1 protein-coding gene (cut by both window edges) is annotated in these 18,043 nt (G+C 72.1%); it reads left to right on the top strand.

Every position in this 18,043-nt window falls within one protein-coding gene, locus ABD987_RS11085, for a toxin glutamine deamidase domain-containing protein (RefSeq protein ID WP_345390166.1), read on the top strand. The gene is 76,521 nt long; 35,425 of those nucleotides lie to the left of the window and 23,053 to its right, leaving coding positions 35,426-53,468 in view (codon 11,809, partial, through codon 17,823, partial); the first codon wholly inside the window starts at position 3. Both codon boundaries (start and stop) fall beyond the window edges.

Genomic DNA, 18,043 nt, shown 5'->3' with positions numbered 1-18,043 from the left:
TGGGGGAACAGGTCAGGGACGTTCCCGTCATCGACCTGGTCTGGGAGGGGATCCACTTCCAGGGCACGGCCCCGGACACCGCCGAGGCGGTGGTGTCGAGCCGCGCGGCGGCCCCCAGCCCGCGAAGCGAGCTGGACGAACTGCTCGTCGACGAGGTGCGCCGTGAGGTGCTTTCGTTGCTGCACAACGACATCGACGACGTTCACGAAGCACGTCGGCGGGTCGGCGAACTCGTGGACCCCGCGGACGTTCTGGCCCGCTTCGGCGGAACCGGCGCGCCGATCGGACCGGACGCGCTGGACGTCGCGAGGCGCGTCGCGCGGGATCTGGTCGAGGGCGCGCGGATCGCGGACGAGGTCCGGCCCGGTACGCCGTTGCGCGGGGACTACGCCGGGCTGCGGGGGCTCAACCGGGACGAACTGCCGGATCCGATCCGGCTCGACGCTCGCGACGAATACGCGGCGCGGTCGAAGGAGTTCGAGCGCAGGCTGGGCGACTATCTCGTCGTGCATCCGGACGTGACCGCGGAAATGGGCAGGTTCGCCGCCGCGGTGTGGGATCTGGTGACACCCGAACAGGCGCTGGAGGCGCATTCGGAGGAACAGCGTCCCGACACCAACGCCAACATGGGCTATACCGGTGGAGGCGTGCACGACGAGGAGGTCGTCCGCTCGGGGAACCTGCGTGAGCGGATGCACTTCATCGACACTTTGGCGTTCTTCGATCTTGTCAAGAAGATGTTTCCCGAACTGCCCAAGCGGTTCCCGGCGATCAGGGCGCAACGTCCTTTCCGGAAACCCACGGATCTCTACAAGTGGGTCAGCGAACCCACTACGGGGCATCCTCGGTGGGCCCACCTCTCCGAGGACGAGCGGTGGGACCTCCGCGGCGAGCGCGGGAAGAAGCTGCGCACCGACCTCGACCCGGCGTCGCTGCGTCCGCCGCTCTCCGCCAGGGAAGCCGGCTACGTGCTGGACGATGACGGGCTGACGTGGAAGACCGCGTCCAGTACCGACATGGTCCAGATGGCGGGGAACGAGCAGCGCGAGGCCGAGGCCACGGGCGGGCTGATCAGCACGGGCCTGGCCGCGACCGCGTACAAACTGATCCGCTTCGCCGGGTTCCTGAAGGGGAACGGCGTGGACCTCGATCTGCCGCTGGTGCGGCTGGGCATCCTCGGGTACATGCTCGCGGGCAGGCACCACACCTTCCACGAAGCCATGCAGGCGATGGAATACGCGTATCCGAGCCTGTCCTACACCAACAACTGGGGCCGTCACCGCCAGCTGGCGCCGTTGACCGAGGACGAACTCCGGGAACACGTTGCCGTGGACGGGAAGTTCCCGGACGAGCACGCGATCGAGCTGGAGTTCCGTGACCTCGACGAGGCGGGTTCTCCGCGCGACTCGGACGACGACAGTGACCACGACGGCGACCACGACGGCGAAGACGGCTACGACAGCGACGATTCGGGCACCAGCGGTTCGAGTGGTCCGGAGTTCATCAGCGGACTGAACCCGGTGTCGCTGAAGTACTCCCTCGACCCGGCGAGGGCGGCGGCGCGCGACGAGATCGTTCAGCACCGCGAAGGGAGCGAGTTCCAGCGTCAGGCCTACGCGCTGGCTGTCGGCTGGCGTTCCCTGGTCCTGGGGGCCGACTCCTACCTGGCGGGGCGTGACCACGTCGCGCAGTCGCCGAACTGGCTGGTGCGGCACGCGCCGGAGATCGCGCGCACCCTGCTCGGCCAGCGGCCGGACGTCGCGGAAACGCCCGACCGGCGGATGCTGGCCGAACTCCACCGGCAGCTCGCCGATGTGCTCACCGCCTCCCTGATGCGGATGGCGGAAGCGGGAACGACCGGGCGGACCGAATGGTCGATGATCCGCTCGGCCTGGCAGCAGACGGAGGCGATGCGTACCGGCTATGCCCAGCTGTACCAGGCGCACTACGCCGGGCATCTTTCCGACGATCAGCTCAACCGGCTTCGCGGGCAGCACTGGGGAGAGTTCACCGGCTACCAGCGATCCCTGAAGACCGCGGCCGGAGTCGTGAAACAGGAAGAGGAAGAAGCCGCGGTACGGGAGGGACGGGAAACCCAGCGCGCGTACGGAAGGTTCCTCCTCAACGACGTCTGGAGCGCGGACCTCGACGACCGGGAACGGGCGACGGTGGACGAGCTGGCCATGGCGCTCGGGCACACGGAGGCGGCCGAAAGTGCCGCCGAGGACGACGAGCAGCGCGAGTCCGGCGACGTCGACGAACTGGCCGAGGCGATCGGCACGTCCTTCCGCGAGCTTCGTGAGGAACGCTTCTTCGACGTCGAGTGGGGCGAAGCCAATGACCGCCTCGTCCGGCGTTTCGGCGAACCCGCACTCCTGCTCGCCCGTATCGACCACCTGGACCCCGGGAACGACAGCGCGGTATCGGGAAACGAGCACGACACCCGGGCGTGGAGCATGGCGGTACTGGGACCGTTGCGCGAGGCGCGCACCGGGGACGCGGACCAGAGGTTCGTGCACGGCCGCTTGGTGGAACTGCTCGCGCGACTGCGGCTGAACTGGGTGAACGCCGCCGATGACGACGCGCGGCAGGACGCCGCGGAGGAGATCGACCGGCTGCTCGACGGCTCGCTGTTGCCCGACCTCCAGAACTGGTTCAACCGGGACGGGGTGCCGCGAGTCGATTTCGCTCCGGAGAACCGGGACGAACTCCGGTACCGGGCCGAGGAGAGCGGGATCCGGTTCGCCGCGGCGAAGTTCGAGGCGGGTCTGCACGAGGAGATCCGCGAAGGTCAGCGATCGCTGGCGATGGACAGTGACCCCGGACGGCGGTGGGAGTCCGCCGTGGCCGCGCTGGGGAAGTCGCTGGAGATCAGGCGGGGGGTCGACCTGAGCTCCGCGGACCAGCAACGGCTGTGGCTGGCCATGGCGGCGGCGGTCGCGGGGAAGCCGAGGGAGGAGCGGGCCGGATACGGCGCCGCGCTGCGTGCCGGGTACGACCGGCTGCTGGGCGAGGATTCCGGGACGCGGCTGCTCACCGAGCTCGACGCGGCGCTGGCCGGCAGGCCGGTGGAAGGCGAGCGGCGGCGGCAGAGCCGCACGATGCTGGGCCCGCTGCGTCAGCCGGGCAACGGCCCGGTGGGGGCGAGCCGCGTTCTGGTGTACCGGCGGCTGGCCGACCTCCTGGCCGCGGACCTCGCCGAAGCCGATCCGGAGGAGGCCTGGGAGCGTCGCGCTCCGGTGGTGCGGCACGTCGAGCACTGGCTCAACTCGGACGGTCTGGCCAGGGTGTGGTTCGGTCATTCGTTCGAGGACCTGGCCGAGAGCAGGCTCGAGTCGGAGCCCTTCGCGGCGGACCTGGCCGCGCTGGAAGCGGAACTGGACGAGCGGATACCGCCGGAAGCCGAAACCGCCGAGCTCACCGCGGAGGAGTCGCGGCGCGCGGCCGAGCTGTTCGGCGACCAGCCGTTCCCGCGTCAGGGACGCGGCCCGAGCCTCAGCGAACAACAGCGCCTCTGGCAGCGGATCGGCCAGGCCGGGGTACGCGGGAATCTCGACGCCGAGGCCGCCCGCGCGCTGCGGCGGAGGTTCGAACACCTGGTCCGGTACGACGTGCGCACGGGGCTGCTCCGGAGGTTCCGTCAGCGCCGGAACGACGAATTCGCATCGGCCAGCGAGATCCTGGAGAGCCTGCCCGCGCGGCGCGAACAGCTGTTCCGGGACTACGCGAGCGCCATGCTGGGCCCGGTGCGGGAGCCCGGCTTCGAAGACGGAAGCCCGGAACTGACGGAGCTGCACGAGGACCTGACTACGTTGCTGGCCGCCCGGCTGGCCGATTTCTACCTCGGCGTCCGGGGATTCGGGGAATGGACGGCGGCGGCGTGGGAGCAGACCCGGTTCGTCCGCCAGGAGGCGGAGCGGGTGCGCTCCTGGCAGCGGGACGGGATCCCGTTCACCGGCGGGCGGACCGGCTACGCGGTGGACGAGGAGGCCGCCGACCAGCGGTTGCGGCAGGCCGGCACGCACGAATTGGCCTATCTGGTGGCCGACTTCGAGGACATGCTGGACGAACTCGAGCGGGAGGCGCGCGACCTCGCGGCCGGGGCCGGTGCGCTCAACGTGGATCCGGCGGAACGGCGGCGCGAGGCCGCTTCGCTCATCGACTCCCTGATCGGCGGGGACCGGGCGGCCGGGCTCGGCGTGGAAGAGGTGGCGCGTCTTCGTGAGCGGATGGTGGACGTCGTCAGCCGGTACCTGGATCTCGGGCCCGACCCGAGGGCACGGGCGGCCGGTGTCCTCACCCGGCTGCGGGAAGGCACCGGCTACACCGGGCTGCGGGAACTGTTCACCACGAGGAATCCGACGCCGCGGTACGAGGACGACGGCGTACGACTGCCGGGCTACGAGGAAGACGAGATCATCGGCCCGGGCCTCGACCAGCTGGCCGAGCGGTTCGAGCGGCACTGGGCGGGCAGGGCGGCGGCGGGCCGGGCGCATCTGGACGGCCTCGACCCGCGGCACCTGCGCTGGGGCGAGCTGAGCAGGGCCGAGAAGCTGATCGGCCCGCTGGACGAGCGGCGGTTCACCCGGGGCGGTCTGTCCCTCGACCGTGCCAGGCAGCTGTACCAGCACATGCTGCACGCGGTGGTCGACGAGCTCGCGAGGGGAGGTGCCGGCACCGAACTCGCCAGGGAACTGCGGGAAGGGACGCCGGAGGCCCCGGGATTCGACCACCTGCGAGCACTGGGCGAACGCCAGGGTGCCGGTGTCGTGGCCGGGATCGACTGGGAGGCGGAGGCCGAACAGCTGATCGGCCCGCGGCCGGAGGTGTCACGCCCGGAGACGGCGGGCGAGGCGTCGTGGACCACGCTCCACAGAGGACTGGTGGACGCGGTCGCGGACGCGGGACGGCGTGGTGGCCACCGCGCGGCCGAGTACCGGGCGCGGCGGCTGCTGGCGGAGGTCATGCCGATCGGGACCTCGGCCGGGCCGATGCGGGTGGACCGGCTGGTGGCGACCGCCCGGTGGGGACTGGCGCGGCTGCCCCACGCGGAGACCTTGCGGCTGGCGGCGCTGGAATGGCTGCCGCGCCCGGCGGGTGCCGAGGCGGCGCGGTACCGGACGGTGCTGGACGTGCTCGCCTTCCTGGCGCATCTCCACGGCGCCGACGCGATGACCCCGGCGGCGGTGGAGGGCACGGTCGCGCGGCTGCTGGCCGACCCGGACGCGCTCCGCGCGGCCCAGCCGGACAACGACCGGTTCGCCGACGACGACGCCGCTCGCGCGCTGCGTCGTCGCCTCGATGCCCCGGAGGAGCGCCCGGAGCTGACTGGCGGCGCGGGCGGCACCGGGCAGAGGCCCGCGGAGCCGGACGGGGCGCTCGACTTCCGGCAGGCGAGGAACCTGCCCGCCGGGTCGGTGGTGTTCCGGAACAGCTTCCGCTCGACGGCGGACGAAGAGGCGTACTTCGCGGAGTTCTTCGATCACCTGCGCGGCATCGCGCCGTTCTCGGAGCGTGAAGACTGCTTCGAGGTGAACATCCAGGGATCGTTCTCCCTGATGGACGGTGTCACCTATGTGGCGGGCCCCAGTGGGCGTACGGCGGTGGACTACGCGAGTGAGCTCGCGGGCGTGAAGTTCCGTGATGCCACCTTCGAGCGGATCGCGGAGCACATGCGCGGTCAGCCGGCCGGGGCCGCGGGCATGGTGTTCCTCGGGGGTGGAAAGGCCAAGGGGCACTTCATCACCGTGTACAAGGATCCTCGCGGGGTCGTCAACTTCCTCGACGTGAAGTTCGCGCGGATGGGTACGCGGGAGCACCATCCGATCGTCCAGTTCGCTCCGCTGCCCTGGACCGGCGCGACCCCGATGCGCGGCGAAGCACCCGAACGCCGGGATTCCGACTCCCTGCTGACCGGTGGGGCGGGCGCGGAACACAGCGACGAAAGCAGTGACGACGAGTCCATCGAAGAGCAGGAAGAGCACGAGATCCTGGCCTATGAGGCGGAGCAGTACCTGACTGACGTCCCGAGCCGGGTCGGCACCTGGCGCGGCGCGGACGGCAAGGACCGGCCCGGAACCGCCAAGGACTGGAAGGAGTTCATCTATCTGGGCGCCAGTCTCCTCGGCCAGGCGGACGAGGTGTGGGCCAAGGTCCCCGACGGGGAGCGCCTGCGTCGTCAGGTGAGTGCGCGGCACGAGTGGGCGGAGGCCGAGAACAGGCTCGCCACCGAGGGGAAGGACGCGCTTCACGACTACGTGAAGCTGCCGTGGACCGAGCGGCCGGTGACCACGGAGGAGACCGGGCCGCGCCTGCGGTCCCAGCGGGAGTGGCTGGGAAACGCGCTCGAGGAGCTGATCCGGCGGGCACCGGACATCCGGGTGGACCGCGGTGGCGACGGCCTCGGCACCGTGGCCGGGGACGCCGGCGCGCGGGCGGTGTGGCTGGAGCTGCAACGGGACATCAGGTGGCTGACGGACCAGGTGCGCGTGCTGCGTGCCCGCTCCGTCGAGAACCTGGTGCCCTCGGACGTCGAAGCGGTGGCGCGGCGGCTGCTGGCCGCGCGGAAGGTGTTCGAGCGGTACTACTTCCACTTCGCGCGGTTGGGCCGTTTCGACGCGCAGGTGGCGTCGCGGTGGCTGGAGGAATCGGCGGACGCGAAGTTCCACCAGCAGTCCGTCCTCCACGACGTACCGGGACGGGAGGTGTCGCCGGTGCCCCCGTCGGACGCCTTCGCCGCGGCGATCTTCACCGTCGATCCCGGCACGCTCAAGCCGTTCCTCTACTCCGCGGGGCCCTACGGTGTGCTGTGGCGGGTCGACCGCGAACTCCTGACCCGCGGGGACGACCGCGATCCGGACGTGATCTTCGAGCACGGCATGGCGCCGTGGAAGCCCACGATGCAAGGCAGCCTGTACGACGTCCATGTCGATGCCGCCTCCGGGAACGCGCTGGTGTCGACGAGCCGGGCGCGGATGTTCTACGGCGGGAAGCCGTACCAGTACCTGATCGACGCCCCCGGCGGTGTCGATCTCGTCGCCACGCACGGCAGGCGGGTGGTGCCGAGGTTCCAGGAGGTGGTCTTCCCCGGCGGGATCAGGCGGGAGTTCATCAAGGGCGTCTACCGGCGTAATGACGACGGTTCGGTCACCTTCCAGGAGAACCCGCACTACCGGGAGTTCCCGAAGAGCCCGCCGCCGCTGCTGGGCGAAGCGCCGAAGGGGAACCGGGACCAGGAGGACACCGGCCCGGTCGTCGGCGTCGAGGAGGTCGGCTATCCCGGCCCGCACCGGCCGGACCTCGCCTCCCGGGTGACACCACAGGAAGGGCCGCTTCCGCCGCCGGTGCACCGCGGCGACTTCGAGGTGGAGATGCACGACGGCGAACCCCACGTGCGGCTGTACACGGTGGTTTCCCAGGCACAGGCGCCGCATTTGAGTGTGGGAGAGCCGAAAGTCGCCGAAATCGGCGACGTGCACCAGGACCCCGTGAGCGGGCGGGTCACCATCCTGCGCGGCCAGAACGGCAAGCCGCTGCCGGTGTTCGTGGGGCGCCCGCTCGAAGCGGCGAAGGTGTGGTCGGCGGCCGTGCGGGAGCTGCGGGCTTCCGTCCCGTGGCGGTCGGCGATGCCACCGGTGATCCGGTCGTACCTGGTCCCGGTCGCGGTGGCCACCGAGATCAGCGGGGACGCGCGGGCGGAGGAGGACTACCCCGGGCAACATCCGGGGGAGATCGGCAACATCCGGCCGGGCCTCGGACCGAACCAGTTCACCGTGCCGCAGGACAATCTGCGCTGGCTGGAGCGGCAGGTGGTTCCGGGATCACTGCGGACCCACACCGCGGGCGCCGGCCGGGAGGGGCTGGTCCGCGGCGACTGGGCCGGGGACGTCGAGCACGTGGACGGACTGCTGGAGCGGCTGGGCGCGCCCGGCGTGGCGGAGCTGACGTCGGCCTCCGTGTTGAACCCGTGGCCCGCTCTCGGCGAACTCGACCGCCCCAACCCGATCCGCGTCCGGCACGTCACGCGGGTGCTGCGCCGGCATCACGCGACGTGGTTACAGTTCCGCGACGGTGACGTCGCCGGGGAACCGCCCGCGTTGCTCCGCAGTGAAGCGCTGAAACCGTTCGAAACCCGGCTCGCCGCATTGCGGGAGTTCCTCGCCGAGCACCTCCCCGGGGCGGACCTGCGGCCGGATTCGGCGCGGGTGAACGACTTCATGACGGGCACGGTCGCGCCGCTGGCGACGCAGGGCGCCATCGCCGACCTGCTGGCCACCGACTTCGCGCGGTTCGGGGCCGACCTCGATGTCTCGGGGGAACGCGGGACCAACCCGTTCGTCGAGCTCCGGCGGCTGCGTCCCCTGCAGCGGGAGCGGGACCGGTGGATCGGCGCGGAGATCACCCGGTTGTGGCGGGACGAGTACGCGTCGGCGAAGCAGATCATCGACGCCCTGCTCCAGGCGCTTCCCGAGCTGAAGCACAAGTTCGACGAGATCACGGTCTGGAACGAGCGCTACACCTACTACTCGCACGCGCAGATGGTGCTCGGGCAGTACCTCCGGCTCGTGCGGGCCGAGGGCGCGTCGGCCGAACGCCTGCTGCCGGTCGACGACGTGGTGAAGGCGATCCTGTTCCACGACATTGAAAAGGACAACGCCAAGCGGCAGCACGAGGCGGTGGGCGAGTTCTACCGGAAGGCGATCTCCCAGCTTTCCGAGGAGGAGAAACGGGAGTACCGCGAGGAAATCGACGCCATCGAGGAACAGTACGACGGGTGGTACCGGCACGACGCGGCGCCGGAGCACGGGCTCGCGGTGGACGTCGTCCGGCGCTATGGCGACCTCTTCTCCGGCAAGGGGCTGGACGTCGCGGTCACCCTGATCGACGCCGACCCGTTCGGGCACTACCTGCTCGGCAGGCACGACAAGGAGCAGGTCTTCGACTTCCTCAGCGCGACGGCCCTGCGGCTGACCGGCCGTGACGAGGGCGGCGACCTCGACGACGAGGCCGCCACCGCCATCCAGCGGCTGTTCGCCGACTTCCACCAGTACTACCAAGCCGACTTCTCCTCCTACACCACGCACAGCGACTACCGGACCGAGAACGGTGAGTCCCGTCAGGGCCTGCCCACCTTCGACGGCTACTTCGCGACGAACGACACCGGGCAGCTGGCCCGCACACCCGACGGCCGTCACTTCGTCTACTCGGACCAGCGCGGCTATCGCGAGCGGTTCGAGGAGCTGGCGAAGATGTTCGCCACGCCGGAGGCGATTCGCCGGAACCACGCGTGGCGCTCGCGGCTCCGGAAGGCCGAGGCGGCATTGGGCCGGATGTCCGACGAGGAGCGCTCTTCACTGCAGGACGAAGCCGTGGAGATTTACGCCAAGCACAACGAGTGGGGCGCGCAGGACCCCGCCCAGCAGCGGCACGCTCTCGATGCGATGCAGGTCATCGCGCACCGGCTCGGCGCCGAGGGCAGGGCGGCGGCCGAACAGCTCGCCAGGGACATCGCCAGCACCTTCGGTACCGGGAAGCGCGAGATTTCGGAGTGGTACCGGGACACCTTCGCCGGGCTGTCGGTGGGCCTGGCCGAGGCCGAGACGGCGGCCCGGATCGCACAGGTGCGGGAACTGGCGGGCGACGGGGCGAGCGACTACCCGGTGGCGGTGCTCGGCGACGACCGGGTGCGCGCGCTGGCGGGCGCGGTGGATCTCCAGGTGCGGGACCTGCCGGAGTCGGCTGCCCGGGTCCGGGACGGCGTGCGCGCGCTGCTCGCCGACGCGGTGCTGGCCGCGTCGCTGGTGTCGTGGAAGAGCGGGTACCGGGGGCTGACGCCGGAGGCGGTGCGCGGCCTGGTGGAGAAGGCCGGCGTGGCCTTGGCCAAGGGGGAAGATCCCCTCGCGGCCCTCGGTTACCGGCCGGACGCGCCCCTGGCGGACCGGCTGGCGGCGCTGGCGGAAGCCGCGGACGCCGAGGGCACCGGCGCCGGGGACGTGCGGGTGCGGGCGGAGGAGGACTTCGGCTCGACGGCGGACGCGGAGAGCTACGTGGACCGGAACCTGGCGAAGTTCCGGGGGGTCAACCAGGCGAGGTACCTCGCGGGTGCGCCGGGACACGACACGAACTGTCTCTCGGCCGCGATCGCCGGCCGCCGGACCTTCACCGACCCCGGCGGTGGGGTGCACGAGGCGGACCCGGCGCCGCCGAAGGGCGTCCGCCTGAAGGTGCTGGAAGACGAGTACGGCGCGGCGTACCCGGTGCGGGACCGCGCGGTGGTCGATGAGTACCTCCGTTTCCAGGCGGCCGCGGGCAGGGGATACGGGCACCTGCGGTACGACACCCCGGAGGGCACCTCGCACGTGGTCACGGTGCTGCCGGGCGCCGACGGCGAGATGGTCTACTTCGACATGCAACGGGGTGTCGTCCCGTCGTTGCGGGGGGCGTCCGGGCTTCGGTTCCAGCCGGTCACCGACGACGGGGAGCGGCCTCGTGGCGACGGCTCGGCGGACGGCGACTACGTCACCGGCACGACGCCGCTCGCGCCCGCCGACGCGGAGCCGTTCGAGAACGTCCTGAAACTGCTCGATTCCCACGACGACGCCGATCCGGTGACCCGGCGGCTCGCGGACGAGGCGCGGGCGGCGCTGTCCGGTACCGAAGGACCGCAGCGCGCACTGCTGCGCGCCGCCGGTGTCCTTTATGGACAGTTGAGTCCCGCCGTCGAGGAGCTGGCCCTGGTCCGGAGGGCGTCCCGGCGTGGGGCGAAGGAACTTCGTGACCTCACGCAAGGGTGGCTCGGCACGGACATCGCACCGAGGGACACGCCCGCCGGTCTGCTCGCCTCCCAGCTCCACGCCCGGCTGCTCGACGCCGTTGACATGGACCTCATGAAGCTGGCCGGCGTCGCCGGCGCGGACACGAGCGCGGCCGCGGTCCTCGAGAAGAGCCGCCAGATTCGCGAGGATCTCTCCGCCTTCCACACCCGGTTCGTGGAACCCGGCATCAGCCGGGTGGTCGTGGCCGGATTCACCGGAAGTTCCCGGTGGAACGCCGAAATGGACCTGACCGGCGACCCGGCTCACTGGCTCGACCGGGCCCGGGTCCTGCTGGACCTCGCGGAGCAGGGGCTGTCCGAGCGGGCACGACGGGCGCTGGGGCACCTGGCCACGGGTGTGGCGTCGCTGGCGGCCGCCGAGGCGCTCGGGCAGGTGCCGGGGGGAACCGCCCAGCGGCTGGCGCGGGTCCTGCGCCGCGACTTCAAGCGGCTCTACCGGGGAGATGCCCACGAAGGTGAGATCGTGGCGTTCGAATCGTTCCAGGGGACGGCCGAGCGGGTGTGGCGGGCACTGCTCGACCGCGACCGGGCCGAACGGCGGTGGCATGGTGCGGCGGAGCGGCTGCTGGGTATCCCGGAGGCCGGGCTGACCGAGCACGAGGCGGAGCTGCGCCGGCAACTGGTGACGGTCGTCGCGGCACACCTGAACCGGGGCGACGAGACGCGGATGCTGACGCGGCGGTTCGCCGAAGCGCTCGACGGAGTGCGTGACGCGCCGGAGAGCACCCGGAAGCTGTGGAAACGGGACGGGCTGAGCCTGCTGGGCAGGCCCGCGCCGGACGAGGACAAGCGCCCGGCCGAGGCCCCCGCCGAACTCGGGCAGTTCGGTATGGCGGTGGGGTACCTGGCCGCGCACGACGAGCTGACCGAGCACGAGCTCGCCGTGCTCACCAGGGACGCCGAGGGAGTCAAGGAGAACTGGACGACCTCGGCACAGTGGGGTGACATCGGTCGCCGGCTGCTCGTCGCCGAGCTGGCCGGGACGGACCTCACCGGGCTGGACGGCGAAGCCCGGTCGCTGTTCGAGGTACTCACCCAGGTGCTGGGCCGGCACGCCCAGCCACGCGAGAAGACCGGTGACGGCACGTCCGCCGGGGACCGGGCGGACGATCCCGAGGAGGTCGCGGCCGGACTGCGTGCGGAGTTCTCCGCGCTGGGCAAGCGGTTCGCGCCGCCGGTCACGGTCCTCGAAGCCTGGGAGGCGGGACACGGCAGTGTCGTCGACGACACTGCCGCCGACGAGTCCGCGAACCCGGCCGCCCCGGCCGGCGAGTCCACTTCGGACAGGCAACTCGGGGTGACGGCCGCGGTCGCCGACTTCGAACAGCGGCGGAATACCGAGTTCACCGCCGCGGAGCAGGCTCTTGAACACTTTGCGAGCAGTGAACTGTCCCCGCTGTACGCCGAGGCGGCCCGGATGCTCGGGACGCGCCCGGGGCCGGTGGCGGGCCGGGGACCCCCCGAGGTGAAGCAAAGCCGGCTGTGGCAGCGGATCCTCGACACCGTGGCCCACGCGCTGGACGCGCGGAACCGGGCGGGCCAGGACGCCGGAGAAGCGCGCCGGCTGCAGGAGGCGGCCGTGCGGATCGCGGCCGAGCTGCGCGCCGAGTTCGACCGGCTGCACGGCCACACCGGGTCGCCCGAGCACCTGTGGTCGCGGTTCCAGGCGAAGTTCGGGCCGCGTATCGCGGACCACGTCCGGACCCTCGCGGACGCCGAAGCGGCGGACGCGGGCACCGCTCGCGGGCTCGCCACCGCGCTGCTCGGCTCGGCGGTCCCGGCGCCGTGGACCGGGCTGAGCGAGGAACAGCGGCGGACGCTGCGCGAGAACCTGGTGGATTCCCTGGCCGGGGCGCTGCTTTCCGCCGAGGGGGAGAACCTGGACACCGGCACCGCGCGTGCGGCCTGGCAGTCCACTCAGGACATTCGCGAGGCGGCGGACGAACTGCTCGGCGCGACCCCGTTCGGACCGCTCCCGCTCGCGGCGGGCGTCCGGTTCGCGAAGCCGTGGGACGCGGTGGAATCCCGGCACGCCGCCGTGACCGACCCGCAGCACCTGTTCGATACGGCCGAAGCGTTCTCCCTGTACTGGCAACGGCAGTTCGTGACCCACGAGCACCTGCGGCAGCGGTTCGCCGACACCAGGGCGAGGAACGCGCGACTCCGCGAGGAAGCCGAAAGCCTGCTCGGCGAACTCCCGCCCGCGGGGCACGCCGCCGCGGACCGGCTGGTCCGGCAGATCGCCGCGACCCACTCGGCGCTCTCGGACCCCGCGAAACGGGAGGAGTTCGAAACGGCCTTGCGGGAGCAGGCGCGTGCGCGGATCACGGAGCTGTCGGGTCCCGAGCTCGACGCCGCCGTCGACCGGGTGTACCGGAATCTCGAAGCCCAGTGGCCGGAGCTGGTGACCAGCACCGGAGACGCCGACGCCGCGGTGGTCTACCGCGGGCGCACCGCCGAGATCCTGGGCTACGACCCCGATCCGCGGCTCGAGGACCTGCCCGCGCTGATCGGCGGGATGTGGTACCGCACGCCGGAGGACGGCAGGGCCGCGTTCGAAGAGCTGGTTCGCCGGTTGTGGACCGAGAACGGGTTGCACACTCGCGAGCTGGCGGGCGCCGCGCTGGCGCGGGCGAACGCGAACGTGCAGGGAGGGCTGCTGAAGCGGCCGACGGCCTGGAAGACGGCGATGGACGACGCCGTGCGGCGACCGAAGGCGAAACCCGGTGAACGGCGGATCGCGCGCGAGACGCTTCGTTCGCTTCCGAAGGAAGGACACCCTGGCCGCGATGCCCTTGTCGCGGCGATCGGCGCGGTCCGTGGCACGCTGCCGGGCACGGCGTGGCCCCGGTTCGACGAAGCGGTGCGGACGGCGTGGAACCGGTACCGGGTCAACGATCTCCCCCACACCACGGAGCGGGAGCACGAGGAGCTGGACCGTGCGCTCGAAGACACGCTCTGGGACATCACGCACGAAACCGACGACGCGCGCGCGTCCCGCTGGAACGAGGCGCTGCCGGTCGTGCGCAACGGCCACGCCGAGGGCAGGGCGCGGCGCTATCTGGGTCTCTCGCGACCCGAACCGGAAACCCTGCCCGCACAGGGATTGCCGCTCGACCGGGCCCGCCGGTTGTACGACGGCGCGGTCGCGGTGATCGCGGGCCAGCTGCTCTCGGAGGAGCACACCGTCCGGGCGAGCGCCGCCTACGCCGCGCGGGACCTTCGCGAGGGACGCGCCGACCTCGGCCTGCCCATCCCCGGCCTGCGTGACCTCCTCACCTGGTACGAGCCCGACGAGGCCCACGTCGGCGCCCTGCGCGACGACGACCGCCCGGTGCTCGCGGACCGGGGCGACCTCCCGCCACGGCACGACGAGGACGTCCCGCCGTCCTATCACCCGGAGCTGGGGCGGGCGGCGGCGTCGCGGGCCCGCTACCTGGACCGGCCCTACGACGACGTCTCCGACGACGACCTCCGCCGGGCGCTGACCGTGGTGGGCCGGTACCCCGGTGACGCCGATCCCGAGTGGGCCGCGGTGTACCTCCGCACGCGGCTGGCGGTGGCCGCCGCCGGGAAGCAGGGCGGCGCGGAGCTGGCGCGACGGATGGCGGCGTGGCTCTGGACGGCGATCGGTCCCGCCGTGGTGGCGGGCGACCCGGTCGCGATGGCGGACCGGCCGTGGATCACCACCCTGGAGGCACACGCCGAGCAGCTCGCCGAGCTGGCCGACGACGTGGCGGACCGGTGGCGTGCCCACGTACTGGACCGGGTGACCGCGCACACCGGGACGAGCCGGGAGGCCCTCACCCGGCCCGGCCCGGCGAGCCTCATGGTGGACGCGTTCGCGCACCTGGCGTACCTGGAACACCGGGGGCGGCGCGATCCCTGGCCGGTGGTCCGCCGCTACGCCGGGGCGATCGGCGGCACCGACGTCGCCGCGCGGCTGGTGGACCGGCTGGCGCGCCGGGCGCCCGAGGACCGGCGGCCGGACGAGCGCGCCCGCGGGCGGGCGACGGCGGCGGTGAACGACGTGTTCACCGCGCTCGGGAAGACCGACACCGAGCTGGGCCAGGCCACCGAGCGGTGGGCACACGTGCTGGACGCCGAACACGAGACTCCGGCGGCAGAACACACCGAGCTGGCCTCGGCACGGCTCGGGCCACGACCTGGGCGCGGCGAACCCGCTTGGGAAACGGCGCACGAGCGGATGACGCGGGCCGTGGCCGCCACCGCCGCCGAGGCCGCCCGCACCGCGGAAGACGAGGCGCTGCGCGGGATCCGGCGGGACACCCCCGAGGCGGGCGGCGGCAGCCCGAACGCGGTGGCGCTGGTCTGGAACCGGCAGCTCGAGGAGTTCGCCAAGCTGCCCCGGGACACCGCGGACGGCTGGCGGAGCAGGGTGCGTGCCGCGCTGGCCAAGCGCACCGCGCTCGGGAGCGAAGACCTCGATCGTCCGGCGGCGGCCCACGCGCTCGACGTCTTCGCGTATCTCGCCTACCTCGACCGGGACGCGGCCGATCCGTTCGCCCGCGTCCGGCAGTTCGCGCACGGGGCGCTGACGGTCGGACCGGGATTCCTCGCGCTGTGGGACGAGGCCACCCGCGGCTCCGTTGCCGAGAACGCGGCCGAGGCACGGAACACGCTCCGCCGGATGCTCGAAACCCTGGCCGAGGATCCGCCCCGGTACCGGGAAAACCCGCCGCACGCGCGTCCAGGACGGGAGGAGGCCCGCCGGACCGGGCGGGAAGCGGCCGGGAAGGCCGCCGACGCGCTGACCGCCCAGTTGTGGACGGCGATCGGCCCGGCCACGCCGGCCGAGGACGCCGACGTCACCGCGCGCAGGCCGTGGCCGGCGACCGTGGCCTGGCACGCGAACCGGCTCGGCACGCTGTCCGCGGAGGACATCGCGGAATGGCGGCTGCGTGTCCTCGGGTCGGTGGTGCCCGGCGAGGACATGGGCACCGCCGAACTCGACCGGGCACGGCCCGTGCGGCACGCCCTGCTGGACGCGATGGCGCACCTGGCCTATCTCGACCGGGCGTCGGCCGAGCCGATGGCACGCGTTCAGTCCTTTATGGACGCTTGGCGCGAACGCGGACTGGACGCGCTGCCCGCGGACTCGGTGCCCGCACCCGGAGAGACGGCAGGGGACCGGGCACACGCGGCGCTCGACAGGCAGTTCGACGCGGCGGCCTCGCGTGCCCGGTCCGCGGCCGAGTCCTCTCCGGCCACGGCGCCGGAGGAGGAGCGGCGGGATCCGGACGATGGCGGCACCCGACGGGCCACGGGGGCGGAATCCGGTGCGGTCGCCGACCGTCAGGCCGAGCCCCCCGCCATCGTGGTGACCTCCGCCGAGGACGAGGAGGCGTTCGGTGCGCTGCGACGGCGAGGCCTGGATGACGGCGAGGTCGGCCCGGCCGATCGTGAGTCCGGCGCGGAGCCGGAGGAACGGGAAGTCGTTTACACCTATGCCGACGGGTCGGTGAAGATGGTCGTCTTCCCCAGCAGGCCGGGGGATGTGGCCGCCGCGGGCACGATGGCCGGCCGGTTCGGCGAGGCGGGGCCGCGGCAGTACGCGCGGGTCGATCCGGAGACGGGGAAACCGGAGCTGCTGACCGGGGAGTGGCCGGAAAAGACGGTACTGGTGGACTTCCACGCCGGTGGCGATCCGGCTCGCCCCGGGGGTGATCCGGTGCGGATGGCGAAGCGGGTGTGGACGAGCCTGCGGGTCGGCGGCTGGAACCCGGCGGGCGACCTGATCTCGTTCGCCTGCGCGCCGCTCGGCTCCGACTACGAGCGCGCGTTCACCGGAACGCTGAAGTCCTTGGGGCACCAGGGTTCGGTCTTCGTACCCACGAAGCTGCCCGCCACCACCGAGCGGGGCGGCCTCGTCGTCACCGACGGCGGTACCTTCGTCCGCTCCGGCTCCGCCCTCGACGCCGGGGCCCCGGTGTTCGACACCGGCCACGACGAGTTCGTCCACGAGCCGGGCTTCGGCAGGCTCCGCCTTCGCGGCCCGCCCCGGGGCGACGGTGACGCCGGACGGGACCCGGCGGGACCGGAGCGGGGCAGGCGGCGCTCGCGCGACGGCGACGCGCGGCTGCTCGGGGTGACTCCTGGCTATTCCGGGCGTGGCCGGGCGGCGCCGTTCCTGCAGGTGGACACCCATGATTTCGGTGGGTTCGTGCCGGACCTGATGGACAGCATCGATCACTCCGTCCGGCCGGTCACCCGCTCGCCCTCGCCACGCCCGCCGTCCCGGGCTTCGTTCCGGTCGAACGACGACCGGCCGCTGACTTCGGAGCGGCTGACGAACGAGTACGGTATTCCCCTTCGTTTCCAGGAGCGGATCCGCAGTTTCGTGGATCGCTTCGGGATCGCGCTGGACGTCCGGCCGTCCAACCCGGCCTCGGTGAAGTGGCTGGAGCGGGGCGCGCTTCCCAAGCCGCTGGAGATGAAGGCGAAGACCATCAACCCGCTCGACGTGTACCTGGGCGCGCGGGAGGAGCACATCGGCCTGGTCGGCTTCTTCCGTCCGGAAACGCCGTCGGCGGAGGTCCTCGACAGCCTTGATCCGGAGCGTCGTGCCGCGGTCATGCGCCGGCACGATCTGCGGAGGGTCGAGTTCACCGCGCTGGCCGAGACCATGGAGTTCTACCAGCGATCCGGAAAGTTCCGGGTGGTCGACGGCATCGTGCAGCAGGACGACGGCTACCGGAACTTCAGGTTCGTCGCGGGCGACCTGGACATTTTCGACGCCTGGTATCCGGACGACGGGACGCGCCTGTCGGAAGAGGCCTACGACGACGTCATCTGGCTGCTGACCCATCGTGATGTCGGTGTCCAGCACGGCGCGCACATGTACTGGAAGCCGCAGGACGCGTTCCAGCGGAAGATCTACCAGGACATCGTCGAAAAGCACCAGCTGGACGCGGTCGGCTCCGAGCCGTTGGTCCGGTTCGTGCCCGGTGAACCCGCCGAACTGGTGTATGTGGGCAGGGCGGTCCGGATCCCGGGTTCCGGCGAGCTGCGGAGCGCGGAGCCGGAAGGTGCCGCCCCTGCGCGCTCGTTGTCCGGGGACGAGGCGGCCTTCGGATCGTTGCGGTTGCGCGGTTCTGATCCCCAGGCGTCCGGTTCGGCGCGGCCCGTCGCCACCACGGCGGAGGCCCGCACCGACGACAACGAGAATCCGGAGACTTCGGCCGCCGA

Source organism: Amycolatopsis samaneae, assembly GCF_039541975.1.
In the GTDB taxonomy this organism is placed as follows: Bacteria; Actinomycetota; Actinomycetes; order Mycobacteriales; family Pseudonocardiaceae; genus Amycolatopsis; species Amycolatopsis samaneae.
This window is presented reverse-complemented; position numbering and strand designations above follow the sequence as displayed.